The sequence below is a fragment of the Mesorhizobium sp. P3_B5 genome, from assembly GCF_056402815.1.
The window spans coordinates 37322-61306 of the sequence record NZ_JBFUGR010000019.1 but is presented as its reverse complement, the minus strand read 5'-3'; the positions used below and the strand labels follow the sequence as shown (position 1 = coordinate 61306).

Genomic DNA, 23985 nt, shown 5'->3' with positions numbered 1-23985 from the left:
GCGCCGGGTGATGGCATGATGCAGATAGATGCCGCCAGGCTTGAGCAGACGATGGATGGTCGAGAAATAGGTGGCATGATTGGCAAGCCCGAGGTGCTCGAACATGCCGATCGACGATATCTTTTCGAAGGTGCCGGAAAGTTCCGCATAGGACTTGATTTCGATGGTGATGCGATCCTCCAGCCCTTCGGCACGAATACGCTCGCGGGCGAGTTCGGTCTGCGCCTCCGACAGCGAAACGCCGTGGCCAACGACGCCATAATTTTTCACGGCGTAGATGAGCATCGCCCCCCAACCGCAGCCGATGTCGAGCAACCTTTCGCCGGGCTTCAGCCGCAGCTTGCGGCAAATATAGTCGAGCTTGTCGATCTGCGCCTGATCGATGCTGTTGGCGAAATCCTTGAAGTAGCCGCAGCTGTAGACCATACGGTCGTCGAGGAAGAGCCGGTAGAAGGCGTTTGAAATGTCGTAGTGGTGCTGGATCGCCTCCTGGCTCGAACCGCTGACGAAGGGATTGCGCCCGGAAAGATCGGTCCGCGCAGTCATCTGTTTTCGCGAAAACATCACGGCTGGCAGGTCGCGCAGGATCGTCAGCTTCGGCAACGTCTTGAGCTTCGTGCGAAGCTTGCCTTGCGAAGGCAGGGCGTAGAAGTCGAACAGCGATCCGTCCTCTATGTCGACAGTCTTGGAGATCCACATCTCGATCAGCGTCGAGAACGAGGGCCGACGCACCATCTGCCAGACGATGTCCTGGTCGTTGATGACAAGCACCGGGCCGGTGGCGGGACCGATCCGTTCACCGGTCCACAGCCTGACCGCAAAGCCCGGCTTCAGCGCTTCGATAACCGTCCGAACGATCCGGGCTGCCCTCTCGGCTGCTTCCATGCCGTCCTCCTCCCAAATGCTGGGTGGCCGGCAATGATTTTGCCCGTCCGACCGGCCGGCCGCAACCCGCTCGCACGAGAAACCCGGCCCATGCGGTTTTTCAGCGGGGCGCCTTGTCTTTTGCTGCGGCGCACCCCATCATGAGGATGTGTTCAACAAATCGAAAGGAGGTGATCCGATGTCGAGTGATTTCGTTTTCCAGAACGTGGCCTCAGCGGATTGCACTTTCGGGAAGCAGTCTTCCCGTTAAGGCGCGAAATGCGCGGCGGGTGACTTCGGTCACCGCCATGGGCCGCGCCACGGACGGAAACACGGAAGGCCGCCGGCTTCGCAAGAAGCGGCGGCCTTTTCCGTTTAGTGCATGTCGCCCAAAAATGTGCAGCGGTTTTGGGACAACGACATGCATAAAAACAAAGCCCTTTAGGCCAGCATCTGCGCGCTGACCGTCTTATCGATGCCGTGATAGGGCGGGTTGAACAGATTTCCCTCCTGCTCGTAGGTCCACACCTTGAACAGCGACAGCTGGTGCTGGCCGAAACTGTGTAGCAGCGGCACGTCGGTGGCGTCGCGACCGCGCGCGATGATGACGCGGCCGATCCTCGGCCTGTTGTGGCGGGGGTCGAACGTGTACCATTTGCCATCGAGGAACACTTCCATCCAGGCCGAGAAATCCATCGGAGCCGGGTCGAGCGGCACGCCGATATCACCGAGATAGCCGTTCACGTAGCGGGCCGGGATGTTCATGCAGCGGCAGAGCGTGATCGCCAGATGCGCAAAATCGCGGCAGACGCCGACGCGCTCCTCATGCGCCTGCGCCGCCGTGCGGGTCGAGCGCGCATAACCGTAGCCGAAGGACAGCCGGCTATGGACATAATCGACGATCGCCTGCACCCGCGCCCAGCCGGGCGGAAGCTGGCCGAAGAGCTGCCAGGCGAGATCGCCGAGATGATCGGTCTCGCAGTAGCGGCTGCCGAGGAGATAGAACAGCACCTCGTCGGGCAACTCCGCCACCGGCACTTCTTTGGCCAGCGTGTTGACCGCGTCAGTCTCGCCGCTGTCCTCGACGACGGCATCGTAGAGGATGCGAAAATTGCCGGCAGGCGCGGTGAACCGACGGCAGGCGTTGCCATGAAGGTCGTGATAAACCTTGGTCGGCACCGATGGCGAGGTCAGCACCCGCGTCTGCCGCTTGATGTCGGCCTGCCTGTCCTTGTGGATCTCGAGCAGCGAAACGACCGGCGTGGCGGCAATACAGTCGATGGCGATTTCATAGCCGAGCCGGATCAGCATCGCAGTCCCCCTTTTGGTCATCGTGGAAAACAGTTTTGCTCAAACGCAAAAGGGCGGGCCATGGTTCCCTTGGGCTGGTCGAAAAGACGCCCCGCGTGCCTTTCCATCCGGCCGCCGCGCCGTTACGATTGGCGTCTCTTCTCCCCTCCCGAAACGTTCCCAGGATTTCAGATGTTTGCAGGCAGAAAATTCGCGGCCTTCCTGTTCGATATGGACGGCACGGTGATCAATTCGATTGCCGCGGCGGAAAGGGTCTGGGCCGAGTGGGCGCACCGGCAAGGTCTCGACGTTGCCGCCTTCCTGCCGACGATCCATGGCGTGCGGGCGATCGAGACAATCGGCCGGCTGGCGCTTCCGGGCGTCGACGCCGCCCACGAGGCGTATGTGCTGTTGCAGGCTGAGGCGGCCGATCTGGATGGCATTCTTCCGATCGCCGGCGCGGCGGCGTTCCTGGCGTCGCTGCCGCCCGAACGCTGGGCGATCGTCACCTCGGCGCCGCGCTCCTTAGCGCTGCTGCGCATGGAGGCGGCCGGCATCCCGGTGCCCGCTTTGATGGTCGCAGGCGAGGACGTTTCCCACGGCAAGCCGGCGCCCGACTGTTTCCTGCTGGCGGCGAAACAGCTCGGCGTCGATATTGGCGACTGCCTGGTCTTCGAGGACGCTCCGGCGGGTATCGCGGCAGCGGAGGCCGCGGGCGCGTCGGTGATGGTGATCAGCGCCACCCACCAGCACCCACTGCCGACGCAGCATGCCGCGATAGACGGTTACGAGGGGGTCGATACCACCATCGACGAAAACGGCTGGATCGCGCTCGAGCCACAACGCAACGCCGCTTAGGATATGTCGCGATTCAGGTCAGGCCGAGTCGAGAACAATCGATGCCGAGAACCGGAACGGAGCGGACTTTTGGGTCCGTGAGTACCGGAAGCGCAGGAATCGGTTGTTCGCAGGCCGGCATCACCTGAACCCCGGCATATCCTCAGAAGTCGCTGGTCAGGCCTTTCACCTCCCAATCGCCATAGCGGCCGGGCTCCTTGCCACCGCGGCCGCCGATTTCCTTCGGCAGCGCGGCCTCCTTCTCGCGATAGGCTTCGCGGCGCGCCCTGGCTTCGGCCAGCGCGCGGCTGGCCGCCGGCGACACTGGCTTTTGCGGCGTGTCGTCAACGGGAACGGCGTCGGTTTTGCTGGTTTCGTCGATCATGCGATATGTCCGGCGGATTGAAACGAGCGCAGGCGTTTCCCATCATATAGCGATGAACCGACGCGGATCGACCCCTTTTTACCACCGACCCACACGGAGCAGACGATGAACACCTTGCGCACCGCCATGCTTCTCGCCGCGATGACGGCGCTGTTCATGGGCGTCGGCTTTCTGATCGGCGGCACCGGCGGCATGATGATCGCGCTGCTGTTCGCCGCCGGCATGAATCTGTTCAGCTATTGGAACGCCGACAAGATGGTGCTGTCGATGAACCGCGCCGTCGAGGTCGACGAGAAAAACGCGCCTGAATATTACGCCATCGTGCGCGACCTCGCCGATCGGGCCGGCTTGCCGATGCCCAAAACCTATCTGATCGACAACCCCCAGCCCAACGCCTTCGCCACCGGCCGCAACCCGCAAAATGCCGCGGTCGCCGCCTCTACCGGCCTGTTGCAGGCACTGACTCATGAAGAGGTTGCCGCGGTCATGGCGCACGAACTGGCGCATGTGGCGCACCGCGACACATTGACTATGACCATCGTCGCCACGCTTGCCGGCGCCATTTCGATGCTCGGCAATTTCGCCTTCTTCTTCGGCGGCAACCGCGACAACAACAACCCGTTCGGCTTTGTCGGCGTGCTGGTGGCGATGATCGTGGCGCCGTTCGCCGCCATGATCGTGCAGATGGCGGTCAGCCGCACCCGCGAATACGAGGCCGACCGGCGCGGCGCCGAGATCGTCGGAAACCCGCTATGGCTGGCTTCTGCCCTTGACAAAATCGCCCGCGGCGCCGAACGCATCCGTAACCCGGACGCGGAACGCAATCCGGCGACCGCCCACCTCTTCATCATCAATCCCCTTTCCGGCGAGCGCATGGACAGTCTGTTTTCCACCCACCCGAACACCGACAACCGCATCGCTGCCCTGCAGGCGATGGCGCGCGAAATGGCCGGCGCGCCGCAGGCAGCGCCACGCCAGGCACCGACGCCCCGCCAGGCGGACGAGCAGCAATCGGCGGGACCGTGGGGCAAGCCAGCCGAGCCGGAGCCGCCGGCTGAGCCCGCGCAGCCGAAATCCAACCCGTGGGGCCGCAATCCGACCGGACCCAAGGGTCCGTGGTCGTGAGCGGGGCCAGGCCCCGGCCCGCAATTTCAGCCGATCGTGAAACAGGCGACGCCGATGGACCGGTGGCCGGCCTCGCCGCCCGTAAGGCGGCCGCCCGGCTGCTCGCCGCCGTCATCGACGCCCGGACGCCGCTGGACGGACTGACCGACCACGAGAACGGCCACCCGCAATACAAGGCGCTCGACCTGCGCGACCGTGGCCTGGTGCGCGCCATATTGGTCACCGCGCTGCGCTACCGCATGACCATTTCAGGGCTGCTGGCGCGGCGTCTGGAAAAGTCGCTGCCGCCCAACGCCACGGCACTGTCGCACATACTGCATGTGGCGGCGGCGCAGATCCTGTTCCTCGACATTCCCGACAGCGCCGCCGTCGACCTTGCCGTGACCCACGCCAAGTCCGACCCACGCACGCAGCGTTTCTCCGGCCTCGTCAACGGTGTGCTGCGCACGCTGGCGCGAGCGAAGGAAGCCGAGCTGACGGCCGCGCTGGCCGCCACCGACGAAGCACCAAAGTGGTTTTCCGACCGGCTGATATCAGCCTATGGCGTCGACAAGACCAGGCAAATTCTCGCTGCTCACCGCGTCGAGGCGCCGGTTGACTTCTCGGTCAAATCCGATGCGGCTCTCTGGGCGGAGAAGCTCGGCGGCATCGTGCTGCCGACCGGCACCGTGCGGGTGGAAAAGCTCAGCGCGTCGGTCACCGAACTGCCCGGCTTCGCGGACGGCGCCTGGTGGGTTCAGGATGCGGCAGCCAGCTTTCCGGCCAGGCTGTTCGGCGATGTGCAGGGACTCCGAATTGCCGATCTCTGCGCCGCGCCCGGCGGCAAGACCGCGCAGCTGATTCTTGCCGGAGCCAAGGTCACGGCCGTCGACACCTCGAAGAACCGGCTGGTGCGGCTTACGCAAAACCTCGAACGCCTCGGCCTGTCGGCTGAGATCATCCAGGCCGACCTCACCAAATACGAGCCGGAGGAACTGTTCGACGCAGTCCTGCTCGACGCCCCCTGCTCCTCCACCGGTACGGTGCGGCGACACCCCGACGTGCCCTGGACCAAGACGGCGGCCGATGTCGAGAAACTCGCCGACCTGCAGCGAAAATTGCTGGCGCGCGCCGTCACCTTGGTCAAACCGGGCGGACGCATCGTCTTTTCCAATTGCTCGCTCGACCCGCATGAGGGGGAAGACCTCTATCGCAGCTTCCTCGCCCAGACGGCCGGGATCGTCGACGATCCGCTAAAACCGGGTGAGATCGCCGGCATGGATACCTTCCTGACGCCAGAGGGCACGCTGCGCACCACGCCCGCCGATCTCGACCTTGGTTCGCCTGGAGTTTCCGGTCTCGACGGCTTCTTCGCCGCCCGCATGCGACGGGTAGCCTAAGGTGCAACGCGTCGCCTAGGATGTGTCGAGATTCAGGTCAGGCCGCGCCGAGAGCGGCGGTTTTCGAGAACCTGAGCGGAGCGTACTTGAAGTACGTGAGCACTGAAGCGGAGGAAACCGGCACTCGCAGGCCGGCCTCACCTGAATATCGATACATCCTAAAGCATGTCGTCCAGGGACCAGTGGTTCCCCCACCGCGCATCGATTTCGTCATCGACGTTTTGAAAGCGGATATCGGTGGAAAGCCGGATGCGCCCGTCCAGGCTCTGGTTGGTCGTCGAGGCATGGATCATGTAGGGCGAGTGAAGAACGACATCGCCGGCCTCGAAATCCGCGATCAGCCAGCGCGCATCGAACCGCTCCGCCATTTCGGGCAGATCTTTCGACACCCAGCCGCCCTCGGCCATGTTGCGGTTGTAGGCGCTGATGCGCTCCTGGGCGTCCATGCCGGCATTGTCCCTGTTGAACCGGGCTTCCATGTCAGCGCCGATCGCATGCGACCCCTCGAGGTAAACCAGGCCGCCCATATCGACTGAAATGTCGCCCAGCGGAATCCAGGCCGTGACGATCCGGCTGGTGCCACCGCGCAGATAGACAAGATCGTAATGCGCCGGCGTCGCGACGGACGTTCCAGGCTGGGTGAAGCGCATGATCTTCCGTTTGTGCAGGTAGGACAGCCCACCCAAGAATTTGTCCATGAAGCGGGACAGAGGCGGCTGTGCGCAGAAGCCTTCATAGGCGGCCGAGCGAACCAGCGACATGAGCCGGCGGTCGGTGAGCTGGCGGTCAAAGGTGCCGGCTGCCGCTATGCCGTGCGACGGATCGAGCCCGGGTTTGAGCAGCCCGGTATCCGCCATATGTGAAAACACAAAGCCGCGAAAATCGACCACGTCGCGGCGCGGCAGCAGACCCTTCAGCCAGACATAACCCTGCGCCGCAAACAGCTTGCGGATCGTCTCGACCCCGACCGAGGGGTCGGTCGGGGTGAGATATCCCAAGCGGTTTTTCGCTGTCGACAACAACTTGCCGTTGGCGATCAGATCGACAGGAAGAACAGCGGCTTCGCGTTGTGCCCCGGCGACAAGGCTTGACATCTCGATCACCTATGGCGTGTCGTTTCGACGAAATGGTGCCATAGAACTTAACACTCTGCCCATGGACAGAAAGTAAAGCTGGACTTTTCGCTCATGCCAGAACGGGACTTCGCGCTGTACAGATCGCCGCCGGCCGCTGCCGGTGGCCTGTCGGCAACGGGCGTTGGCCGGCATCGTGTCACCCAGGCAAATCGCAGGCTGCCGGATTTCGCCGTCGTGCTCGTCGAGCAGGGGCAAGGCTGGCTTGAAACCAGGGCTGGCGGCACGCAGGCGATCGCGGCGCCGGCCTTGTTCTGGCTATTTCCCGGCAAGATACATTCCTATGGACCGGACGCGTCGGGATGGACCGAACGCTGGGCGCTCTTCGAGGGCGCCATGACGCGCGATTTCACGCGGCTGCGGCTCATCGCCGAAGAAGAACCCGTCATTGCCTTGCACGACCTTGGCGACATGCAGCGCCTGTTCGACAGGCTGCACGCCGAACTGTCGCTGGATACCGTGCTCAGCCAGGCGGAGGCCGCTGCCACCATGCACGCAATCGTTGTGCAGGCCGCCCGGCAGGCGACCCAATGGAACAACCGCAAACGAGATCCCGATTTTCGGCGCGCCCCCGATTTTCAGCATGTCGTGGACGAACTGCGCAGTTGCGCGCAGGGTCCGCTCGACCTCAACGCGTTCGCCGCGAAATTCGGCATCTCGCCGGCGACGCTGCGCCGCAAGTTTGCGCTGGCCACCGGCATGTCGCCCAAGGCATTTCAGCTGCGCATACGGCTCGACCTGGCCAAGCAATTGCTGGTCGCTTCCGATTCCCGGGTGGAATCTGTCGCGGCTGCGGTCGGTATCCACGATGCGTTTTATTTTTCCCGGCTCTTTCGCGATCGCGAGAAGTGTTCGCCCAGCGCGTTCCGTAGCCGCCACAGGCGGACGTGAGCGCGATCAGGGACTTGACCTCCGAAATGTGCTGACTTTTTTAGGGCTGGTCCGACGGCAACAGCGTGAACTCCTTCACGCCAGTGGAATTCGCCTTCGCATAAGTTCTTGAATCATATAAACTTGTGTCGGGGTATGTGACGATCAGGAGGGGTTTTGGCACTCGCTGCCGGCAGCACGACGCGTCTTTGGACGCTTGTCGCGAAGGAGTTCTGGCGCAAGGCGCGCCGGCGCCTGCGTGCCGGGCCTGTCTATCGCTGGCGTTATTCCGGCCGCACGCCGGAGCGCGTCCTCATCGCGCCGCCGGATCTGCGCCTCGCCGACCCGCAAATTGCGCTCGAGATTTATTATGGCCGCTATCCGCTGTCGGGACATCTGGTGGAGACCGGCGGCAAGTCGCCGTTCCAGATCGGGGTCTCCAATCGCGGCTGGCTGAAGACGCTGCACGGCTTTCGCTGGCTGCGCCACATGCGTGCCGCCGGCACCGAGCTCGCCGCTGCCAACGCTCGGGCGCTGGTTTCCGACTGGATCGCCATCCATGGCAGCAATATTTCCGGCGTCGCCTGGGAGCCAGGCACCACGGCCAAGCGCGTCATTGCCTGGTTGCAGCATTCCTCGGTTGTGCTGCAGGGCGCCGAGTTCCCGTTCTACCGCTCCTTCCTGAAATCGCTTGCCGTCCAGATCCGCTATCTCAGGTCGATGGCGCGCGAAATGCCGGACGGCAAGGACAGGCTGCGCGCCCGCATTGCACTGGCCTTTGCCGCTCTGTCGCTGCCGGCGCCGGCATCGGCGCTGCGCGGCGCCACCCGCAATCTCGCCGAGGAGCTAGACCGCCAGATCCTTGCCGATGGCGGCCATATCTCACGCAATCCGATGACGGTTCTCGAACTGCTCGCCGACCTTCTGCCGCTGCGCCAGACCTATGCCAACCAGGCGGAGACACCGCCGGCCGCGCTGATGGGCGCCATCGACCGCATGCTGCCGGCACTGCGCTTCTTTCGCCATCAGGATGGCAGCCTCGCCCGCTTCAACGGCATGGGCGCCACCATCCATGACCGTATCGCCACCATTCTGCGTCACGACGACACCGCCGGCGCGCCACTGCTGCACGCGCCGCATTCGGGTTATGAGCGGCTGTCCATGGGCGGCGTGACGGTGATCGCCGATACCGGCCTGCCGCCGCCGGTCGACGTGTCGAACGCAGCGCATGCCGGCTGCCTCGCCTTCGAACTATCCTCGGGCCGCCAGCACTATGTCGTGAATGCCGGCATCGACACTTATGGCGCCGCTGAATTCCGGCCGCTGGCGCGTGCCACCGCGGCGCATTCGACCGCCACCATCAACGACACCTCGTCGGGGCGCTTCAGCCATTCGCTGCGCGTCAATGACCTGCTCGGCACACCCTTGATCGGCGGCCCGCAGCATGTGCCGTGCAAACGCATCGACCAGAAGGGTATGCAGGGCTTCATCGCCCGCCACGACGGCTATGTGGCACGCTTCGGCTTCCTGCATGAACGCGAACTGAAACTGTCGTCGGACGGCAATGTGCTTGCCGGTAGGGACCGCATCCAGCGGCCCGGCAATGCTGCGATCCGCAACAACGGCCGCGATTTCGTCACCCTGCGCTTCCACATCCATCCCGACATCAACGTGCTGCAGGACGAGCATGACCGGCTGGTGCTGGCCGCCGACGGCGCCGACACCTGGGTGTTCACCTGCGCCGAAGTGGTGCCGGAGGTCGATGAGTCGATCTACTTCGCCGGTCTTGGCGGCCCACGCCGCAGCCGCCAGATCGTGCTTGCCTTCAAGGCCTCGGAGATATCAGAGGTTCACTGGCAGCTGACGCGCACGACCATCGCCGGTTACCCGGAAAACAACTGACCGCTGCTCTGCAGGCAATCAATCGGTCAGCTCAGGCCTGTTGCGGAACACCGAAGGCGTCGTAGGTGCTCAGCGAAGGTGGACCGGCAAAGGCGAAGCGGATCTTGTCCACCATCGCCGCCGCCTGGCCGCTTCGGTCATAGCGCTCGGCGTCCTCCACAGTGCTCCACACGGTGATCGCCATGAATGTGTCGCGTGCCTGATGCTGCTGCAGCAGCACGGCGCTGATGTTGCCGTCTGCGGCGCGGATGGCGGGGATCGCCTCGGTTTCGTAGATCGCCCGCAACTGCTCTGTCGTGTCCGGCAATGCCTTGAACTGGCCAATACGCACAAATGCCATGATTTTGCTCCTCCGGGATGGTCAAGCCTATATCCGAGACCAGCAAATACGAAACCTTGGAATGGCGTGCGGCGCTTGATTTCCTGATCTCATGTGCTACGGCCCGCGGACGCTTCAAATCAAGCCTCGAAAGGCCGCCAGCCCATGGCCGTCGCCGCCAAGAACATTCCCGCGCCCGATCTCGTTCCCGTCCGCCGCGCGCTACTTTCCGTTTTCGACAAGACCGGCCTGATCGACTTCGCCAGGGGATTGGCCGCGGCCGGCGTCGAACTGGTCTCGACCGGCGGCACGGCCAAGGCGATCGCCGAAGCCGGCCTGGCGGTGCGCGACGTCTCCGAGCTCACCGGCTTTCCCGAAATCATGGATGGCCGCGTCAAGACGCTGCACCCGTCAGTGCATGGCGCGCTGCTTGGCGTGCGCGACGATCCCGAGCACGCCAAAGCGATGCGCGACCACAAGATCGAGCCGATCGATCTGCTGGTTTCCAACCTCTATCCGTTCGAGGAGGTGCGCCGCTCCGGCGCCGACTATGCCTCGATCGTCGAGAACATCGACATTGGCGGTCCGGCGATGATCCGCGCCTCGGCCAAGAACCACGCCTATGTCGCCATCGTCATCGACCCCGGCGACTATGCCTCGGTGCTCAATGCACTGGAGATGAATATCGGTTCCCTCTCGCTGGATTTCCGCAAGAAGCTGGCGGCCAAGGCCTTTGCCCGCACCGCCACCTATGACGCGGCGATCTCCGGCTGGTTCGCCGAAGCGCTGGAGATCGAGCATCCGACCTGGCGCGCTTTCGGCGGCAGGCTGGACAGCGTCATGCGCTACGGCGAGAACCCGCACCAGAGCGCCGGCTTCTACATCAACGGTGACAAGCGGCCGGGTGTCGCCACAGTGCGCCAGCTGCAGGGCAAGCAGCTTTCCTACAACAACATCAACGACACCGACGCCGCCTTCGAACTGGTCGGCGAGTTCGATCCGGCGCGCTCCGCAGCCGTCGCCATCATCAAGCACGCCAACCCGTGCGGCGTCGCCGAAGGCGCGTCGCTGACGGCGGCCTATGCCAAGGCGCTGGCCTGCGACCCGGTCTCGGCCTTTGGCGGCATCGTCGCCATGAACCGCATCCTCGATGCCGAAGCGGCGGAGGAAATCGTCAAGACCTTCACCGAAGTGATCATCGCGCCGGACGCCTCCGAAGAAGCAATCCGCATCGTCGCCGCCCGGAAGAATCTGCGGCTGCTGGTCACCGGCGGACTGCCCGATCCGCGCACCGCCGGCATCACCGTGAAATCCGTCGCTGGCGGACTGCTCGTCCAGGGCCGCGACAATGCGGTGGTCGACGACCTTGAGCTAAAAGTGATGACCAGGCGCGCGCCGACGCCGGCAGAGATGGCCGATCTCAAATTTGCTTTCCGCATCGCCAAGCACGTCAAGTCGAACGCCATCGTCTACGCCAAAGATGGCGCCACCGTCGGCATCGGCGCCGGCCAGATGAGCCGCGTCGATTCCTCGCGCATCGCCGCCCGCAAGGCGCTCGACGCCGCCGAGGCCGCTGGTCTGGCCGAGCCACTGACCCAGGGCTCGGTGGTCGCCTCCGATGCTTTCTTCCCCTTCGCCGATGGACTTCTATCGGCCATTGAGGCCGGCGCCACCGCCGTCATCCAGCCGGGCGGCTCAATGCGCGACGACGACGTCATCGCCGCCGCCGACGCACACGGCATAGCGATGGTGTTTACGGGTGTGAGGCATTTCAGGCATTAGCGCTTTTTACCTCCCCCTCGTGGGGGTGAGAAGCGGTTCGCGCAGCGAACGAGAAGCCAATTGCTTGGCTTTTCGAGCTTCGAACGCCCTGAGCCTGCGAAGGGCTTGGGGCTGAACGCTGAATGACCAATCGCCTGGCCGGGTCCCCGCTGCTGCGCAGCGTCCCGGCGTTCGCCAGCCTTTCATCGTGCCACTGGCACGATGAATTCGCTTACGCGAACCGGCCACTCACCCCCACAAGGGGGAGGGTAAAACTACTCCACCGGCTGATCCGCCGGATATGGCGTCTTGATCAATATCGCAATGCCGATGCCGAGGAACAGGATGATCACCGCCATGCCGAGCCGCGCTGAGTCGGTGGCCCAGCTGATCGTTGCCAACAGGAACGGCGCCAGGAAACTGGTCGCCCGTCCGGACAGGGCATAGATGCCGAAATAGCGGCCTGATTCGGCAGCGGTCACGCTGCGCGCCATGTACGAGCGCGACGACGCCTGTACCGGTCCGAAAGCCAGCCCGATCAAAAGCCCGTAGAGGATGTAGGCCTTCTCCGCCGCTGTGCCGAACAGACCGCCCGAATCGGTGGTCGAGAGCTGTATGAGGCCAAGCAGCGTGAAACCTGGTCCGGTCGAGACGATGCCGGCAGTGGCCACCGTCAGCATCACAAGCGCGATCATCACAACCACTTTGGAGCCGAAGGCCGTGTCGACGCGGGCGGCAATCCAGCAGCCGAAAATGGCGACGACATTGAGGATGATGCCGAAAATGCCGATCTCGGTGATCGACCAGCCGAACATCGCCGCGGCAAACACGCCGCCCTGCGTCAGCAGCGCGTTGACGCCGTCCTGATAGATCATGCGGGCGACAAGGAAGCGAAAGATGCCGCCGCGCTTGCGCGCTTCGGCCAGTGTCGACTTCAGTTCAGACAGGCCCTGGCGTACGGCCGGCCGGATGGGGATGCCTTTGACGGCATCCGGGGTGAAAAAGAACATCGGCAGGATGAACAGGAAATACCAGCCGGCCGACAGTGGTCCGGTGGCGCGTGCATCTTCGCCGAGCTTCGGGTCGAGCCCGAAAATAGGATTGAGGCCTAAGATCGTCTTGCCGGTTTCCGCCGAGCCGGCCATGCAGGCAATGACAAAGATCAGCGCGACCATGCCGCCGAGATAGCCGAGGCCCCAGGCGATGTTGGAGATGCGGCCGATCTCGCTCTTCGGCACCAGGCGCGGCATCATCGAATCGTTGAACACGGTTGAGAACTCCGCCGCGACGGAGGCCAGCGAGAACAACGCCACGATCAGGAATGCATTCGAGCCAGGCGCCGCCAACCACAACAGGCAAAGACTGGTGATCTTGATCGACGCGAAAAATGCGATCCACGGCTTGCGCGGCCCGGTCTGGTCGGCGATCGAGCCAAGAATGGGCGACAAAACGGCAATGACCAGCCCGGCGGCAGCGATACCCCAGGCCCAGATTGCCTGACCCATCACCGGATCGCTGACCATGCGCGAAGCAAAATAGGGGCCGAAAATGAAGGTGGTGACGACGGTGAAGAACGGCTGTGCCGCCCAGTCGAAGAACATCCATCCCCAAATGCCGCGTCCCGACGCCCGCTGCACTGTCTCTACCGCCGCCATCCTGATTCCCCCGGCACCGCCCGTGTCGGGCGCCATGTCTGCATGTTTTTGACGACCATGCAAACCGACGAAGTTTGCTGCTGCCCCTCACCTGCCTGCCGGCATCCTCTCCCCGTATAGGGACGGGGAGAGGGTCGCCCTCATTGATGATTTCGCCAATCGCCGGCGTTGCAATGAGGGCGCCAAGGCTGGGTCTGCCCTTTCTCCCCGTCCCTATACGGGGAGAAGTGCCCGGCAGGGCAATGAGGGGCGGCGCCAGCCTTGCGAAGATGATCACATCCCCGTCAGATCGCTCATCAGCCCCGAGGCCACCGATAGCCGCGACACGGTAATGTCGCCGCCTTCGGTCAGCGCCTGCAGCCGCTCGCGGATGCGCGCCACCCTTTCGCCGCCGGCCTCCAGCCATGCCGCCACCGGATCCGTCGCCTTGGCGTGGCCGGTGAGTGCCGCCACCGCGATGCCGCGGCGAGCGGCGCCGATCGTGTCGGTGGCGCGGGAGAGCGCCAACTGGTCGTAATAGTCCGACGGCGTGATCGAGCGCGCCGCATCTTCGACGCGCGGAATGCGGAAGGCATCGCTGACCGCAAAGAAAGCCTTCGCCGCGGCAACGATATCGGCATTCGCCATCCGCGCCGTCAGCGCGATGTCGGGGATCAGTTCCGCCATATCGGCCAGCGCCAATTGCTCGGCCAGTTTTTCCGGCGCACCGCCCTTGAACAGGCCATGCCGCTTTTCTTCGATCCGCTCGCGCGAGAAGGCCGGAAGCAGCGAGCCGAGTTTCGGTTCCAGCGCCTTGCGCGCCTCCTGCAGTTCGGCGATGCGCTGGCCGAGCGGCGCGGTGCCGGCATCGTTCTTCAGATACCAGCCGCTGGTCATGAAGATAAGCCGGCTAACCGACTGGTAGAGGTCGAGCTGCACCTGGCCGTCGATCTGGTTGTCGAGCGCATCGATCTCGCGATAGAGCGCCGGCAGCGCGAAGCCGTCGCGCACCACGGCGAAGGTGCGCACCACGTCGGCGGCACTGCGGCCGGTGGCTTCCTGCAGCCGGTTGACGAAGGACGGGCCGCCGCGGTTGACCAGATCATTGGCGACGACACGCGCGATGATTTCACGGCGCAGCCGATGGCTGCGGATTTCATCGCCATACTTCTTGGCCATGCGATCGGGGAAATAGCCCATCAGGTCGCGGTCGAAATGCGGATCGTCCGGCACGTCACTGGCGACGATGTCGGAAAACAGCACGATCTTGGCATAGGCGAGCAGCACGCCGAGTTCAGCCCGGGTCAGCGGCTCGCCGCGCGCCTCGCGCTCGGCCAGGGCTGCCGGCGACGGCAGCGTCTCGACGGCACGGTCGAGCAGGCCACGTGCCTCCAGTGCCGCCATGAAGCGGCTCTGATGGGCAATGTCGGCAAGGCCCCGCCTGCGTGCGATGGAAAGCGCCAGCGTCTGTTCGTAGTTGTTGGACAGCACCAGGCCGCCGACCTCGCCGGTCATCTCAGCCAGCAATTTGTTGCGCGACGGCCGGGTCAGCGATCCTTTGCGCATGGCGGAAGCCAGCGCGATCTTGATGTTGACCTCGACGTCGGAGCAATTGACGCCGCCCGAATTGTCGATGGCGTCGGAATTGCAACGGCCGCCATTCAGCCCGAACTCGATGCGGGCGCGCTGCGTCACGCCGAGATTGGCGCCCTCGCCGATCGCCTTGGCACGCACGTCGAGCGCGGTGATACGGATCGCGTCATTGGCACGGTCGCCGACATCGCCGTTGGTTTCGGTCGATGCCCTCAGATACGTGCCGATACCGCCGAACCACAGAAGGTCGACCGGCGCCTTGAGAATGGCCTTCATGATCTCGACCGGTGTCGCGGTCGTCTTGTCAAGCCCGATGGCTGCTGCTGCCGCCGCCGGCAGCGTGATCGACTTCTGGCTGCGCGAGACGATGACGCCGCCCTCGGACAGCTTGGTCTTGTCGTAGTCCTGCCAGCTTGAGCGCGGCAGGGCGAACATGCGCTCGCGTTCGGCCATCGACGCCGCCATATCCGGGTCGGGATCGATGAAGATGTCGCGATGGTCGAAGGCGGCGATCAGCCGTGTCTGCGGCGATAGCAGCATGCCGTTGCCGAACACGTCGCCCGACATGTCGCCGACGCCGACGACGGTGAACGGCGTGGTCTGGATGTCGCGATTGATCTCGCGGAAATGCCGCTTCACCGCTTCCCAGGCGCCCTTGGCGGTGATGCCCATCTTCTTGTGGTCGTAGCCGGCCGACCCGCCGCTGGCAAAGGCATCGTCTAGCCAGAAGCCATGCTTCTCCGAGATCGCATTGGCGGTGTCGGAGAAGGTCGCCGTGCCCTTGTCGGCGGCGACGACGAAATAGGGATCGTCAGGGTCGCGGCGCACCACGCCGGCCGGCGGGATGATGCCGTCGAGGCCGATATTGTCGGTGATCGACAACAGGCTGGAGACGTAGTTCTTGTAGGCCGACGTGCCGGCTTCGAAGATCGCGTCGCGGCTGCCACCGACCGGCAGACGCTTGGGAAAGAAACCGCCCTTGGCGCCGACCGGCACGATGACGGCGTTCTTGACCTGCTGCGCCTTGACCAGGCCGAGCACCTCGGTGCGGTAATCCTGGGCACGGTCCGACCAGCGCAGGCCACCGCGCGCAACCGGGCCGAAGCGCAGATGCACGCCCTCGACCTCGGACCCGTAGACGAAGATCTCGCGCCAGGGCCGTGGCGCCGGCAAACCGTCGACTGCATGCGAATCGAGCTTGATCGCCAGCGACTGGCCCTTTTCTTTCGTTTCGGCAACGAAATGATTGGTTCGCAGCGACGCTTCGATCAGATTGAGGTAGCGGCGGATGATGGTGTCGTCGTCGATGTTGGGGACGTCCTCCAGCGCGTCCTTGATCTTGGCCTTGAGATGCTTGGCCGCCACCACGCCTTCCCCTTCGGCGGTCGGCCCCAGACGGGCAACGAACAGCGCATGTAGGCCGCGCGCGATCTCCGGGTAGCGGTTGAGCGCGGCGGCGATGAAGTCCTGGCTCTGCGGGATGCCGGCTTGCTGCAGATAGCGGCCATAGGCGCGCAGGATGGTGACCTCGCCCGACCACAGGCCGGCGGTCTGGGCAAGGCCGTTATAGCCGTCATTGTCGACATCGCCGCGCCAGACCGACAGGAACGCATCCTCGAACAGCGCGCCGCCGTCAGTGAGATCGATCGGCTTGCCGTAGCTGTTCTCCAGCTCCATGTCGTGCACGAAGACCATGCCGGAGGCTTCGTCACCGACCTCGAACGTGCGTTCGCTGATAACCCGGAAGCCGATGTTTTCCAGCACCGGCACCCGCCGCGACAGCGCTACCGGGCTGGCATGATGAAAGATCTTCAGCGCCGCCTGATGCGGCTTCTGGTCGGCATGCCGGTAATAGTCGATGGCGATCGGATTGGACGCATCGATTTTGGCGATGCGTCCGGCGTCCGCCAGCGCCACTGCCGGCGGGAAACTGTCGCGGTAGCTTTCCGAAAAGCGCGAGGCGATGGCCGTAAGCGCCGCATCGGCGCCGGTTTCGGCCGCGGTTTCGCGCAGCGCGTCTTCCCAGGTCCGCACGATGCCGCGGATCGCCGCTTCGATCGTCGCCTGTTCGATCTTCGGCGTCTTGCCGCCGGACCGGCCGATGATGAAATGCACGCGCGCCAGCCCGCCTTCCGGGAAGGCCGGGTAATAGGCCGACAACCGGCCTTCGAACACCGTCTTCAGATAGGCGCCGATCTTTTCGCGCACGACGCTGTCGTAACGGTCGCGCGGCACGAAGACGAGGATCGAGACGAAGCGGTCGAACTGGTCGGCGCGTACCAGCGCCCTGACGCGCGGCCGCTCGACCAGCCCCAGGATGGCTTCGGCGTGCTTGCGCAGGATCGGCACCGGGACCTGGAACAGCTCATCGCGCGGATAGCTCTCCAGCACATTGATCAGCGCCTTGCCGGAGTGATCGCCCGGATTGAAGCCGGACTTGGCGATGATGGTTTCGGCTTTCGACCTGAGATAGGGGATCTTCATCACCGAGCGCGTGTAGGCGGTCGAGGTGAACAGGCCGACCATGCGCAGTTCGCCCGACAGCACGCCCTTGGCGGTGTAGGTCTTGACGCCGATGTAGTCGAGATAGATGCGGCGGTGCACCGCCGACTTGGCATTGGCCTTGGTGACGATCAGCGGTTCGGGCCCATGCAGAAAGGCGCGGATTTCCGGTGTCGTCGTCACCGCTTCGGTGCCGCGTCTGAGCACCAGCACGTCGGGATCAGACAGGATGCCGAGGCCGGGCTTGTCGGCGCGCTCCAGAGTGCCGCTCTTCTCGCCGCCGGTGTATTTGAACTCGCGCATGCCGAGGAAGGTGAAATTGTCATCGCGCAGCCATTCGAGGAAGGCGATCGCCTCGGTGACGCTGGCCTTGTCGAGGGGCATCGGCGCGTAGCGGAATTCGTGGATAGCCTGGTCGAGGCGGGCCAGCATCGGCTTCCAGTCGGTGACCGCAGCGCGCACCTGGGTGAGTATCTTCTTCAACCGCTCGGCCAAAGCCTCGGCCTGGTCGGCTGAAAGGCGGCCGATATGGACGTGGATGACGCTCAGCCGGTCTTGGCTGTCGTCGCCCTTGGCGTAGCCGCCATCGCCCAGGATTTCATCGACGCCGCCCTTGCCGTGCCTGACGGTGATGACCGGGTGGGTGACCAGCAGCGGTTCGCCGGCGCTTTCGGTGATCTCGCCAAGGACGGAATCGAACAGGAACGGCATGTTGTCGTTGACGACAGTGATGACCGTCGTCGGCCGGCCCTCGCGCACGACACCGGAATCGACATCTATGGCAACGACGCAACCGCCCTTTTTGTGCCTGGCAACGGCACGGCCGGCGAGATCGGCAGCGCGTACCAGATCGGCGACGTCATAGGCGGCGATGTCTTCAGCCGGCGCCCGAGCAAGCAAGTAGTCGGCAAGCCTGCCGGGCTTTTCGCCCGCCTTTGCCGCACCTCCCTTTATCGGTTTGCTCTTTTTTGGGCTGTCTGCGGATTTCAGGCTGGCCATGACGCTAATTCCCTCCCGTCACATGCTTTTGCGACTATGGTAGCAGATGACCGGTATTTGGCGACAAAGGTTTGACGGCTTGCGAAGAAATATCGGCATTCCGCGACAGATCCGCGCCCAAAGAGGAGAAATGCCCCATGTCCGGCAGGATTTCCGCGCTTGACCTTGCACAAACGGAGCTGAGCGACGCAACAAAAGCCTATTTTGCGAAATGCGAGGAAAAGCTCGGTCTCGTCCCCAATGTGCTCAGGGCCTACGCCTTCGACGAGAAGAAGCTGCGCGCCTTCACCGACATGTACAACGACCTGATGCTGGGCAGCTCCGGCCTGTCGAAGCTGGAGCGCGAGATGATCGCGGTCGTCGTCTCCTCCATCAATCACTGCTACTACTGCCTGACCGCGCATGGCGCGGCAGTGCGCCAGCTGTCCGGCGATCCGTCGCTGGGCGAGATGATGGTGATGAATTGTCGCGCCGCCAACCTGTCCGCCAGACAGACGGCGATGCTCGAATTTGCGGTGAAGCTGACTGAAGAGCCGGCAAAGATCGTCGAGGCCGACCGGGCAGCTTTGCGCCAGGCCGGCTTTTCCGACCGCGACATCTGGGACATCGCCTCGACCGCCGCCTTCTTCAACATGTCGAACCGGGTGGCAGCGGCCATCGACATGCGGCCGAACGATGAATATCACGCCATGGCCCGATAGCGGATCGCCTCTGTCACAGCCGCGCCGTATATTAGCTGTCTCGCATCCCCGTTGCTTGTTTGCCGGTTTGGTCCGATGATCGGCACGCGGCGTGACCGCATGCCGGTTCGATGCCGCTGATCAGGGAGGAGAACATGGCGAAGTTTCTCTACATCTATCACGGCTCGGGCAAGATGCCGGCGACCGAGGCCGATCTAAAGGCGTTAACCGATACCTGGACAGGCTGGTTCGGAAAACTTGGCTCTGCCGTGGTCGACCGCGGCAATCCGGTCGGCATGTCGAAGACCGTCATGCCCGGCGGCAAGGTCGAGAACAATGGCGGCAGCAACCCGACCGGCGGCTATTCGATCATCGAAGCGAAAGACATCGACGCCGCCGCCAGCAAGGCCAAAGATTGTCCGATCCTGATGGAGCCGAACTGCAACGTCGAGATCGCGCCGATCCTCAATATGATGGGTTGACGCGCCGGTTCAGGACCGCGCCGCTATCGCCGCAGCAGCGCCGGCCATAGTGCCGGCGCTGATGCGGTTGGCAATCTTCATCGCCCGCTTGCTCTTCAACAGTTTGCGCGCCTGCGATGCGGCGAGCACCCAGGCGAGATCGATGGCGACCAGGACCACGGCCATGGTCGCCGTCAGCTCGACCCAACCGATGAGGCTGACCGAAGCGAGGTCGATGATCGTCGGCAGCAGCGCCAGATAGAACATCATGATCTTGGGGTTGCCGAGCGTAACCGCCATGCCGGCAAAGAACAGCTTTGCCGGCGAATCTTCGCGTGGCATCTCGCCTTCGCGCGCCTCGACCGGTGCCGTCCACATCTTCCAGGCGAGGTAAGCGAGATAGGCGACGCCGACCCATTTCACCACGACGAAAGCGAAATGGAAGGTCTGCGCCACCACCGCCAGCCCGAACACCGCCAGCGACAGCCAGATGCCCTCGCCGATCCACATGGCGAGCAGGAAAGGGAACACATCGCGAAAGCCCTTGGCGATCACCCGCGCTACGAGCGCAGCAATCGACGGGCCGGGCGAACCGGCGGCGACGAAAAGAGCGGCGGCGAAGATCAGGAGCGAGGTGAGGTGCATGGTGTGAGTCTCTGCGTCAGGGCTCGATCAACCACAAATACTCGACAGCTGCGGCTCTGGCAAAGGCAACTCGATACGGACCATTTGCACTGACCTACCAAGGCTTGGGTTCCTCGCCCCCGCAAAGCGGGGGAGAGAGGTGGCCGCGAAGCGGTCGGAGAGGGGGCCTGCGGCGCCGGTGAGTTTGCTCCGCATTCTTGTGAACGTCGAGCCTTCCCCCTCTCCGTCTCGGCTTCGCCGAGCCACCTCTCCCCCACTTCCGTGGGGGCGAGGAACCCAAGGCGGCAGAGTCCCTTGCCGGCCCGGCTTCACGCCGCTAGAAATGCCGCCGCGAAACAATTTTGAGCTTCACTTTGCCCCAGTAGCCGCCGGTCTCGCCAACTCCCCTGATCATACTTTGCAGGGCGCCGCATCAGCGGTGTCTGCTTTATTTTCATGTGTTCCTCAGGCGGCGGTTCGAGACCGGTTTGGCACTGCTGAACCGCTGTCGCGTGGCTCCGCCCGTGACGCCTGACTTCCGATCATAGCTAGCTCTCGCCACGCCTTGCCCGCATGGGCATCTCGACATTGCCGGTCTGAAGAACTTCCACACTGGAAGGCTTTTCGGCTTGTCTCAACATCTCGCTATCCGCTGGACAATCGCGCCCAAAACAGCACCTCAACCTCTCATCAACTGCAATCGCTGCGGCACTGTGAAGGCCTATCGCTGCAGCTGGAAATTTCGCGTCAATGCCAACGGCAAACGCATCGACGTGTGGCTGATCTACCGCTGCGTCGATTGCGACAATTCCTGGAATTTCGGCATTCTCGAACGTTGCAACCCCCGCGACATCGAGCCGGCACTGCTGCAGGCGCTGGAAAGCAACGATCCGGTGCTGGTGCGTCGCCATGCCTTCGACATTGTGGCGTTGCGAAACCGGGTTGGCCGTGTTGTGGAGTTTGCCGAAATCGCCGTGCAAAAGCAGATGCTCGGCGATGTCAGCGAAAACACAATCGCTCTCGAACTCCATCTCGGGTTGGAAATGCCGATCTCGCTGCGGCTCGACCGCCTGCTCGCCGGCGAACTCGGCCTCTCGCGTTCGAGGCTTCAGGCACTGGAGGAGACGCGGCGGCTGGTCGTAAATCCGGATGGGACCAAAGCCATGCGCAAGCCTGCCCGCGAGGGAACTATGATCCGCATCGATCTCGCTGGCGAAGTCGACCGCGAAGCCATCATCTCGGCTGCGGGTGGATGAAACGAAAAGGGAGGGAGCACATGTGCTCCCTCCCGGCAATCCTTCACGAAGAAGAAAAACTTACGCCGCGCCGGCCACTTTCGCCGACTTCTCGAAGCGCTTGCGCTCGTTCGGGTCGAGATAGAGCTTGCGCAGGCGGATGGTCTTCGGCGTCACCTCGACCAGCTCGTCGTCCTGGATCCAGGCCAAAGCCTTCTCCAGCGTCATGCGGATCGGCGGCGTCAGCTTCACCGCCTCGTCCTTGCCGGCGGCGCGGATGTTGGTCAGCTTCTTGCCCTTGAGCACGTTCACTTCGAGGTCGTTGTCGCGGCTATGGATGCCGATGATCATGCCTTGATAGACCTTGACGCCCGGATCGATGACCATCGGACCGCGGTCTTCCAGGTTCCACATGGCATAGGCCACCGCTTCGCCCTGCTCGTTGGAGATCAGCACGCCATTGGTGCGGCCGGGCAATTCGCCCTTGTAGGGCTCGTAGGCATGGAACAGCCGGTTCATGACGGCGGTGCCGCGCGTGTCGGTCAACAGTTCCGACTGGTAGCCGATCAGGCCGCGCGTCGGCGCATGGAAGACGATGCGCTGCCGGTTGCCGCCCGACGGGCGCAGCTCGACCATCTCGGCCTTGCGCTCCGACATTTTCTGCACGACGACGCCGGCATGCTCTTCGTCGACGTCGATGACGACTTCCTCGACCGGTTCCAGCATTTCGCCGTTCTCGCCAGTCTGCATCACGACACGCGGCCGCGACACGGCGATTTCAAAGCCTTCGCGGCGCATCGTCTCGATCAGCACGGCCAGCTGCAATTCGCCGCGGCCTGAGACGAAAAACGAATCCTTGTCAGGCGATTCCTCGATCTTCAGCGCGACATTGCCTTCGGCTTCGCGCAACAGGCGGTCGCGGATGACACGGCTGGTCACCTTGTCGCCCTCGGTGCCGGCGAGCGGCGAGTCGTTGACCAGGAAGGACATGGTCACGGTCGGCGGATCGATCGGCTGCGCATGCAGCGGCTCGGTCACCGCCGGGTCGCAGAACGTGTCGGCGACGGTGCCCTTCGACAGGCCGGCAATGGCGACGATGTCACCCGCCTGCGCTTCTTCGATCGGCTGGCGCTCGAGGCCGCGGAAGGCCAGGATCTTGGAGATGCGGCCGGTTTCGACCAGCGTGCCGTCATGGTGCAGCACCTTGACCGGCTGGTTGGACTTCAGCGTGCCGGATTCGATGCGGCCGGTGATGATGCGGCCAAGGAAGGGGTTGGCTTCCAGGATGGTGCCGATCATGCGGAACGGACCGGGATGCACGGTCGGCGCCGGAACATGCTTGATGACGAGGTCGAACAACGGTGCCAGGCCCTGGTCCTTGGGGCCTTCAGGGTTTTCCGAGACCCAGCCATCGCGGCCTGAACCGTAGAGAATCGGGAAATCGAGCTGGTCGTCGGTGGCGTCGAGCGCGGCAAACAGGTCGAACACTTCATTGACGACCTCGACATGGCGGGCGTCCGGACGGTCGATCTTGTTGATGACCACGATCGGCTTCAGGCCGACCTTGAGCGCCTTGCCGACGACGAACTTGGTCTGCGGCATCGGGCCTTCGGCGGCGTCGACCAGCACGATGGCCGAATCGACCATCGACAGGATGCGCTCGACCTCGCCACCGAAATCGGCGTGGCCGGGGGTGTCGACGATGTTGATGCGGGTATCCTTCCAGTCGACCGAGGTCGCCTTGGCCAGGATGGTGATGCCGCGTTCCTTTTCGAGGTCGTTGGAATCCATGGCGCGCTCGGCGACGCGCTGATTGTCGCGGAAGGAGCCGGATTGCCGGAGCAATTGATCAACCAGGGTGGTTTTTCCATGGTCGACGTGCGCGATGATCGCGATATTACGAATTTTCATTTTGTGGTCTCGGGAGCGTTGCAGGCAGCAGGCCAAAAGGCGCTGCCTCTTTCGGTTGGGCGGCTCATACAGGGTTTTTCGCAATTGCGAAAGAGGCGGCTCGTCACCAAATACTCATCAAATCTTAAACATCCGCGTGTGAAATGATTTCATTAACCAAGGCGGGAACCTTTCGCGGCCCGGGCAGTTCGACCTCTATGACCGATCCAGTCATCAAATTCCGGCAGATCCTGGCATGGGCCGCCCTCGCGGTCGTCCTTGCCGCAGGCGCCGCACAGTCGGCCGCGACGCTGAAACAGGCGCAGCCGCCGCTGGCGTCCGATACGCCGACGGCAGAGCAACTTTTTGCCGACGCCCCCGATGGCGTCGACCCGATGGTGACCGGGCCGGTCACCGCTGCCTTCAAGCAGCGGCAGGAGGCTGCCAACTGCGACAGCGCGGTCTGGCCCAACATTCCGACGGTTTGCTACCCGAACTAGCG

General features: G+C 63.7%; 19 protein-coding genes. 10 read left to right on the top strand and 9 right to left on the bottom strand.

Translation table 11 applies throughout. The features are described from left to right. Together AC1DVW_RS27710 and AC1DVW_RS27705 are read right to left on the bottom strand one after the other, a co-directional pair. A partial coding sequence (locus AC1DVW_RS27710; protein WP_477327340.1) for a class I SAM-dependent methyltransferase occupies window positions 1-885 on the bottom strand: 885 nt, incomplete at its 3' end. Between the two features lie 420 nt (window positions 886-1305). Further along, window positions 1306-2175, bottom strand: a complete 870-nt coding sequence (locus tag AC1DVW_RS27705) for a transglutaminase-like domain-containing protein (protein ID WP_477327338.1) — start codon at window positions 2173-2175, stop codon at window positions 1306-1308. Window positions 2176-2346: 171 nt separating this feature from the next. Here AC1DVW_RS27705 and AC1DVW_RS27700 point away from each other — a divergent pair, with 171 nt between their 5' ends. Next, entirely contained in the window at window positions 2347-3012 is a 666-nt protein-coding gene (locus AC1DVW_RS27700; protein ID WP_477270517.1) for an HAD-IA family hydrolase, read from the top strand. Between the two features lie 142 nt (window positions 3013-3154). Here the strand turns inward: AC1DVW_RS27700 and AC1DVW_RS27695 are convergent, their stop codons facing one another. Continuing rightward, on the bottom strand, window positions 3155-3376 hold the full coding sequence (locus AC1DVW_RS27695; RefSeq protein ID WP_477245930.1) for a DUF1674 domain-containing protein: 222 nt from the start codon (window positions 3374-3376) through the stop codon (window positions 3155-3157). A gap of 105 nt (window positions 3377-3481) precedes the next feature. On the opposite strand from AC1DVW_RS27695, the gene htpX reads away from it, so the two are divergent. Together htpX and AC1DVW_RS27685 are read left to right on the top strand one after the other, a co-directional pair. Then, window positions 3482-4501 carry a zinc metalloprotease HtpX gene (htpX, locus tag AC1DVW_RS27690; RefSeq protein WP_477327336.1) on the top strand — a complete coding sequence of 340 codons (1020 nt, stop codon included), beginning with the start codon at window positions 3482-3484 and terminating at the stop codon, window positions 4499-4501. After that, complete coding sequence (locus AC1DVW_RS27685) at window positions 4492-5880, top strand: RsmB/NOP family class I SAM-dependent RNA methyltransferase (RefSeq protein ID WP_477327334.1); 1389 nt, start codon at window positions 4492-4494, stop codon at window positions 5878-5880. The genes htpX and AC1DVW_RS27685 overlap by 10 nt, the downstream gene beginning before the upstream one ends. Window positions 5881-6038: 158 nt before the next feature. Here the strand turns inward: AC1DVW_RS27685 and AC1DVW_RS27680 are convergent, their stop codons facing one another. Further along, window positions 6039-6974 (bottom strand): phytanoyl-CoA dioxygenase family protein, encoded by a 936-nt coding sequence (locus tag AC1DVW_RS27680; protein ID WP_477327332.1) that lies wholly within the window; start codon window positions 6972-6974, stop codon window positions 6039-6041. A gap of 93 nt (window positions 6975-7067) precedes the next feature. On the opposite strand from AC1DVW_RS27680, the gene AC1DVW_RS27675 reads away from it, so the two are divergent. Then, on the top strand, window positions 7068-7904 hold the full coding sequence (locus tag AC1DVW_RS27675; protein ID WP_477327330.1) for a helix-turn-helix transcriptional regulator: 837 nt from the start codon (window positions 7068-7070) through the stop codon (window positions 7902-7904). Window positions 7905-8060: 156 nt separating this feature from the next. Continuing rightward, window positions 8061-9785 (top strand): heparinase II/III family protein, encoded by a 1725-nt coding sequence (locus tag AC1DVW_RS27670; protein ID WP_477245922.1) that lies wholly within the window; start codon window positions 8061-8063, stop codon window positions 9783-9785. A gap of 31 nt (window positions 9786-9816) precedes the next feature. On the opposite strand, the gene AC1DVW_RS27665 is transcribed toward AC1DVW_RS27670, so the two are convergent. After that, window positions 9817-10125, bottom strand: a complete 309-nt coding sequence (locus AC1DVW_RS27665) for a putative quinol monooxygenase (protein WP_477327328.1) — start codon at window positions 10123-10125, stop codon at window positions 9817-9819. A 144-nt stretch (window positions 10126-10269) separates the two neighbouring features. Here AC1DVW_RS27665 and purH point away from each other — a divergent pair, with 144 nt between their 5' ends. Beyond that, on the top strand, window positions 10270-11886 hold the full coding sequence (purH, locus tag AC1DVW_RS27660) for a bifunctional phosphoribosylaminoimidazolecarboxamide formyltransferase/IMP cyclohydrolase (RefSeq protein ID WP_477327326.1): 1617 nt from the start codon (window positions 10270-10272) through the stop codon (window positions 11884-11886). A 254-nt stretch (window positions 11887-12140) separates the two neighbouring features. Here purH and AC1DVW_RS27655 read toward each other — a convergent pair whose 3' ends face one another. Together AC1DVW_RS27655 and AC1DVW_RS27650 are read right to left on the bottom strand one after the other, a co-directional pair. Further along, window positions 12141-13520, bottom strand: a complete 1380-nt coding sequence (locus tag AC1DVW_RS27655; protein ID WP_477245920.1) for an MFS transporter — start codon at window positions 13518-13520, stop codon at window positions 12141-12143. Between the two features lie 273 nt (window positions 13521-13793). After that, window positions 13794-18593 carry an NAD-glutamate dehydrogenase gene (locus tag AC1DVW_RS27650; protein WP_477327324.1) on the bottom strand — a complete coding sequence of 1600 codons (4800 nt, stop codon included), beginning with the start codon at window positions 18591-18593 and terminating at the stop codon, window positions 13794-13796. Window positions 18594-18730: 137 nt separating this feature from the next. Between AC1DVW_RS27650 and AC1DVW_RS27645 the strand changes: the two genes are divergently transcribed. Both AC1DVW_RS27645 and AC1DVW_RS27640 read left to right on the top strand, forming a co-directional pair. After that, window positions 18731-19294 carry a peroxidase-related enzyme gene (locus tag AC1DVW_RS27645; protein WP_477327322.1) on the top strand — a complete coding sequence of 188 codons (564 nt, stop codon included), beginning with the start codon at window positions 18731-18733 and terminating at the stop codon, window positions 19292-19294. 134 nt (window positions 19295-19428) lie between these two features. Next, complete coding sequence (locus AC1DVW_RS27640) at window positions 19429-19755, top strand: hypothetical protein (protein WP_477327320.1); 327 nt, start codon at window positions 19429-19431, stop codon at window positions 19753-19755. A 9-nt stretch (window positions 19756-19764) separates the two neighbouring features. Here the strand turns inward: AC1DVW_RS27640 and AC1DVW_RS27635 are convergent, their stop codons facing one another. After that, window positions 19765-20379, bottom strand: coding sequence for a LysE family translocator (locus tag AC1DVW_RS27635; protein ID WP_477245915.1), 615 nt, complete (start codon window positions 20377-20379; stop codon window positions 19765-19767). Window positions 20380-20987: 608 nt separating this feature from the next. Between AC1DVW_RS27635 and AC1DVW_RS27630 the strand changes: the two genes are divergently transcribed. Continuing rightward, window positions 20988-21614, top strand: a complete 627-nt coding sequence (locus AC1DVW_RS27630; RefSeq protein WP_477327318.1) for a DUF1062 domain-containing protein — start codon at window positions 20988-20990, stop codon at window positions 21612-21614. A 60-nt stretch (window positions 21615-21674) separates the two neighbouring features. On the opposite strand, the gene typA is transcribed toward AC1DVW_RS27630, so the two are convergent. Beyond that, window positions 21675-23504 (bottom strand): translational GTPase TypA, encoded by a 1830-nt coding sequence (gene typA / locus AC1DVW_RS27625; protein WP_477327316.1) that lies wholly within the window; start codon window positions 23502-23504, stop codon window positions 21675-21677. 197 nt (window positions 23505-23701) lie between these two features. Between typA and AC1DVW_RS27620 the strand changes: the two genes are divergently transcribed. Then, the gene (locus AC1DVW_RS27620) at window positions 23702-23983 is read left to right on the top strand and encodes a hypothetical protein (RefSeq protein WP_477327314.1); all 282 of its coding nucleotides are present in this window, start codon (window positions 23702-23704) and stop codon (window positions 23981-23983) included. Window positions 23984-23985: the final 2 nt, after the last annotated feature.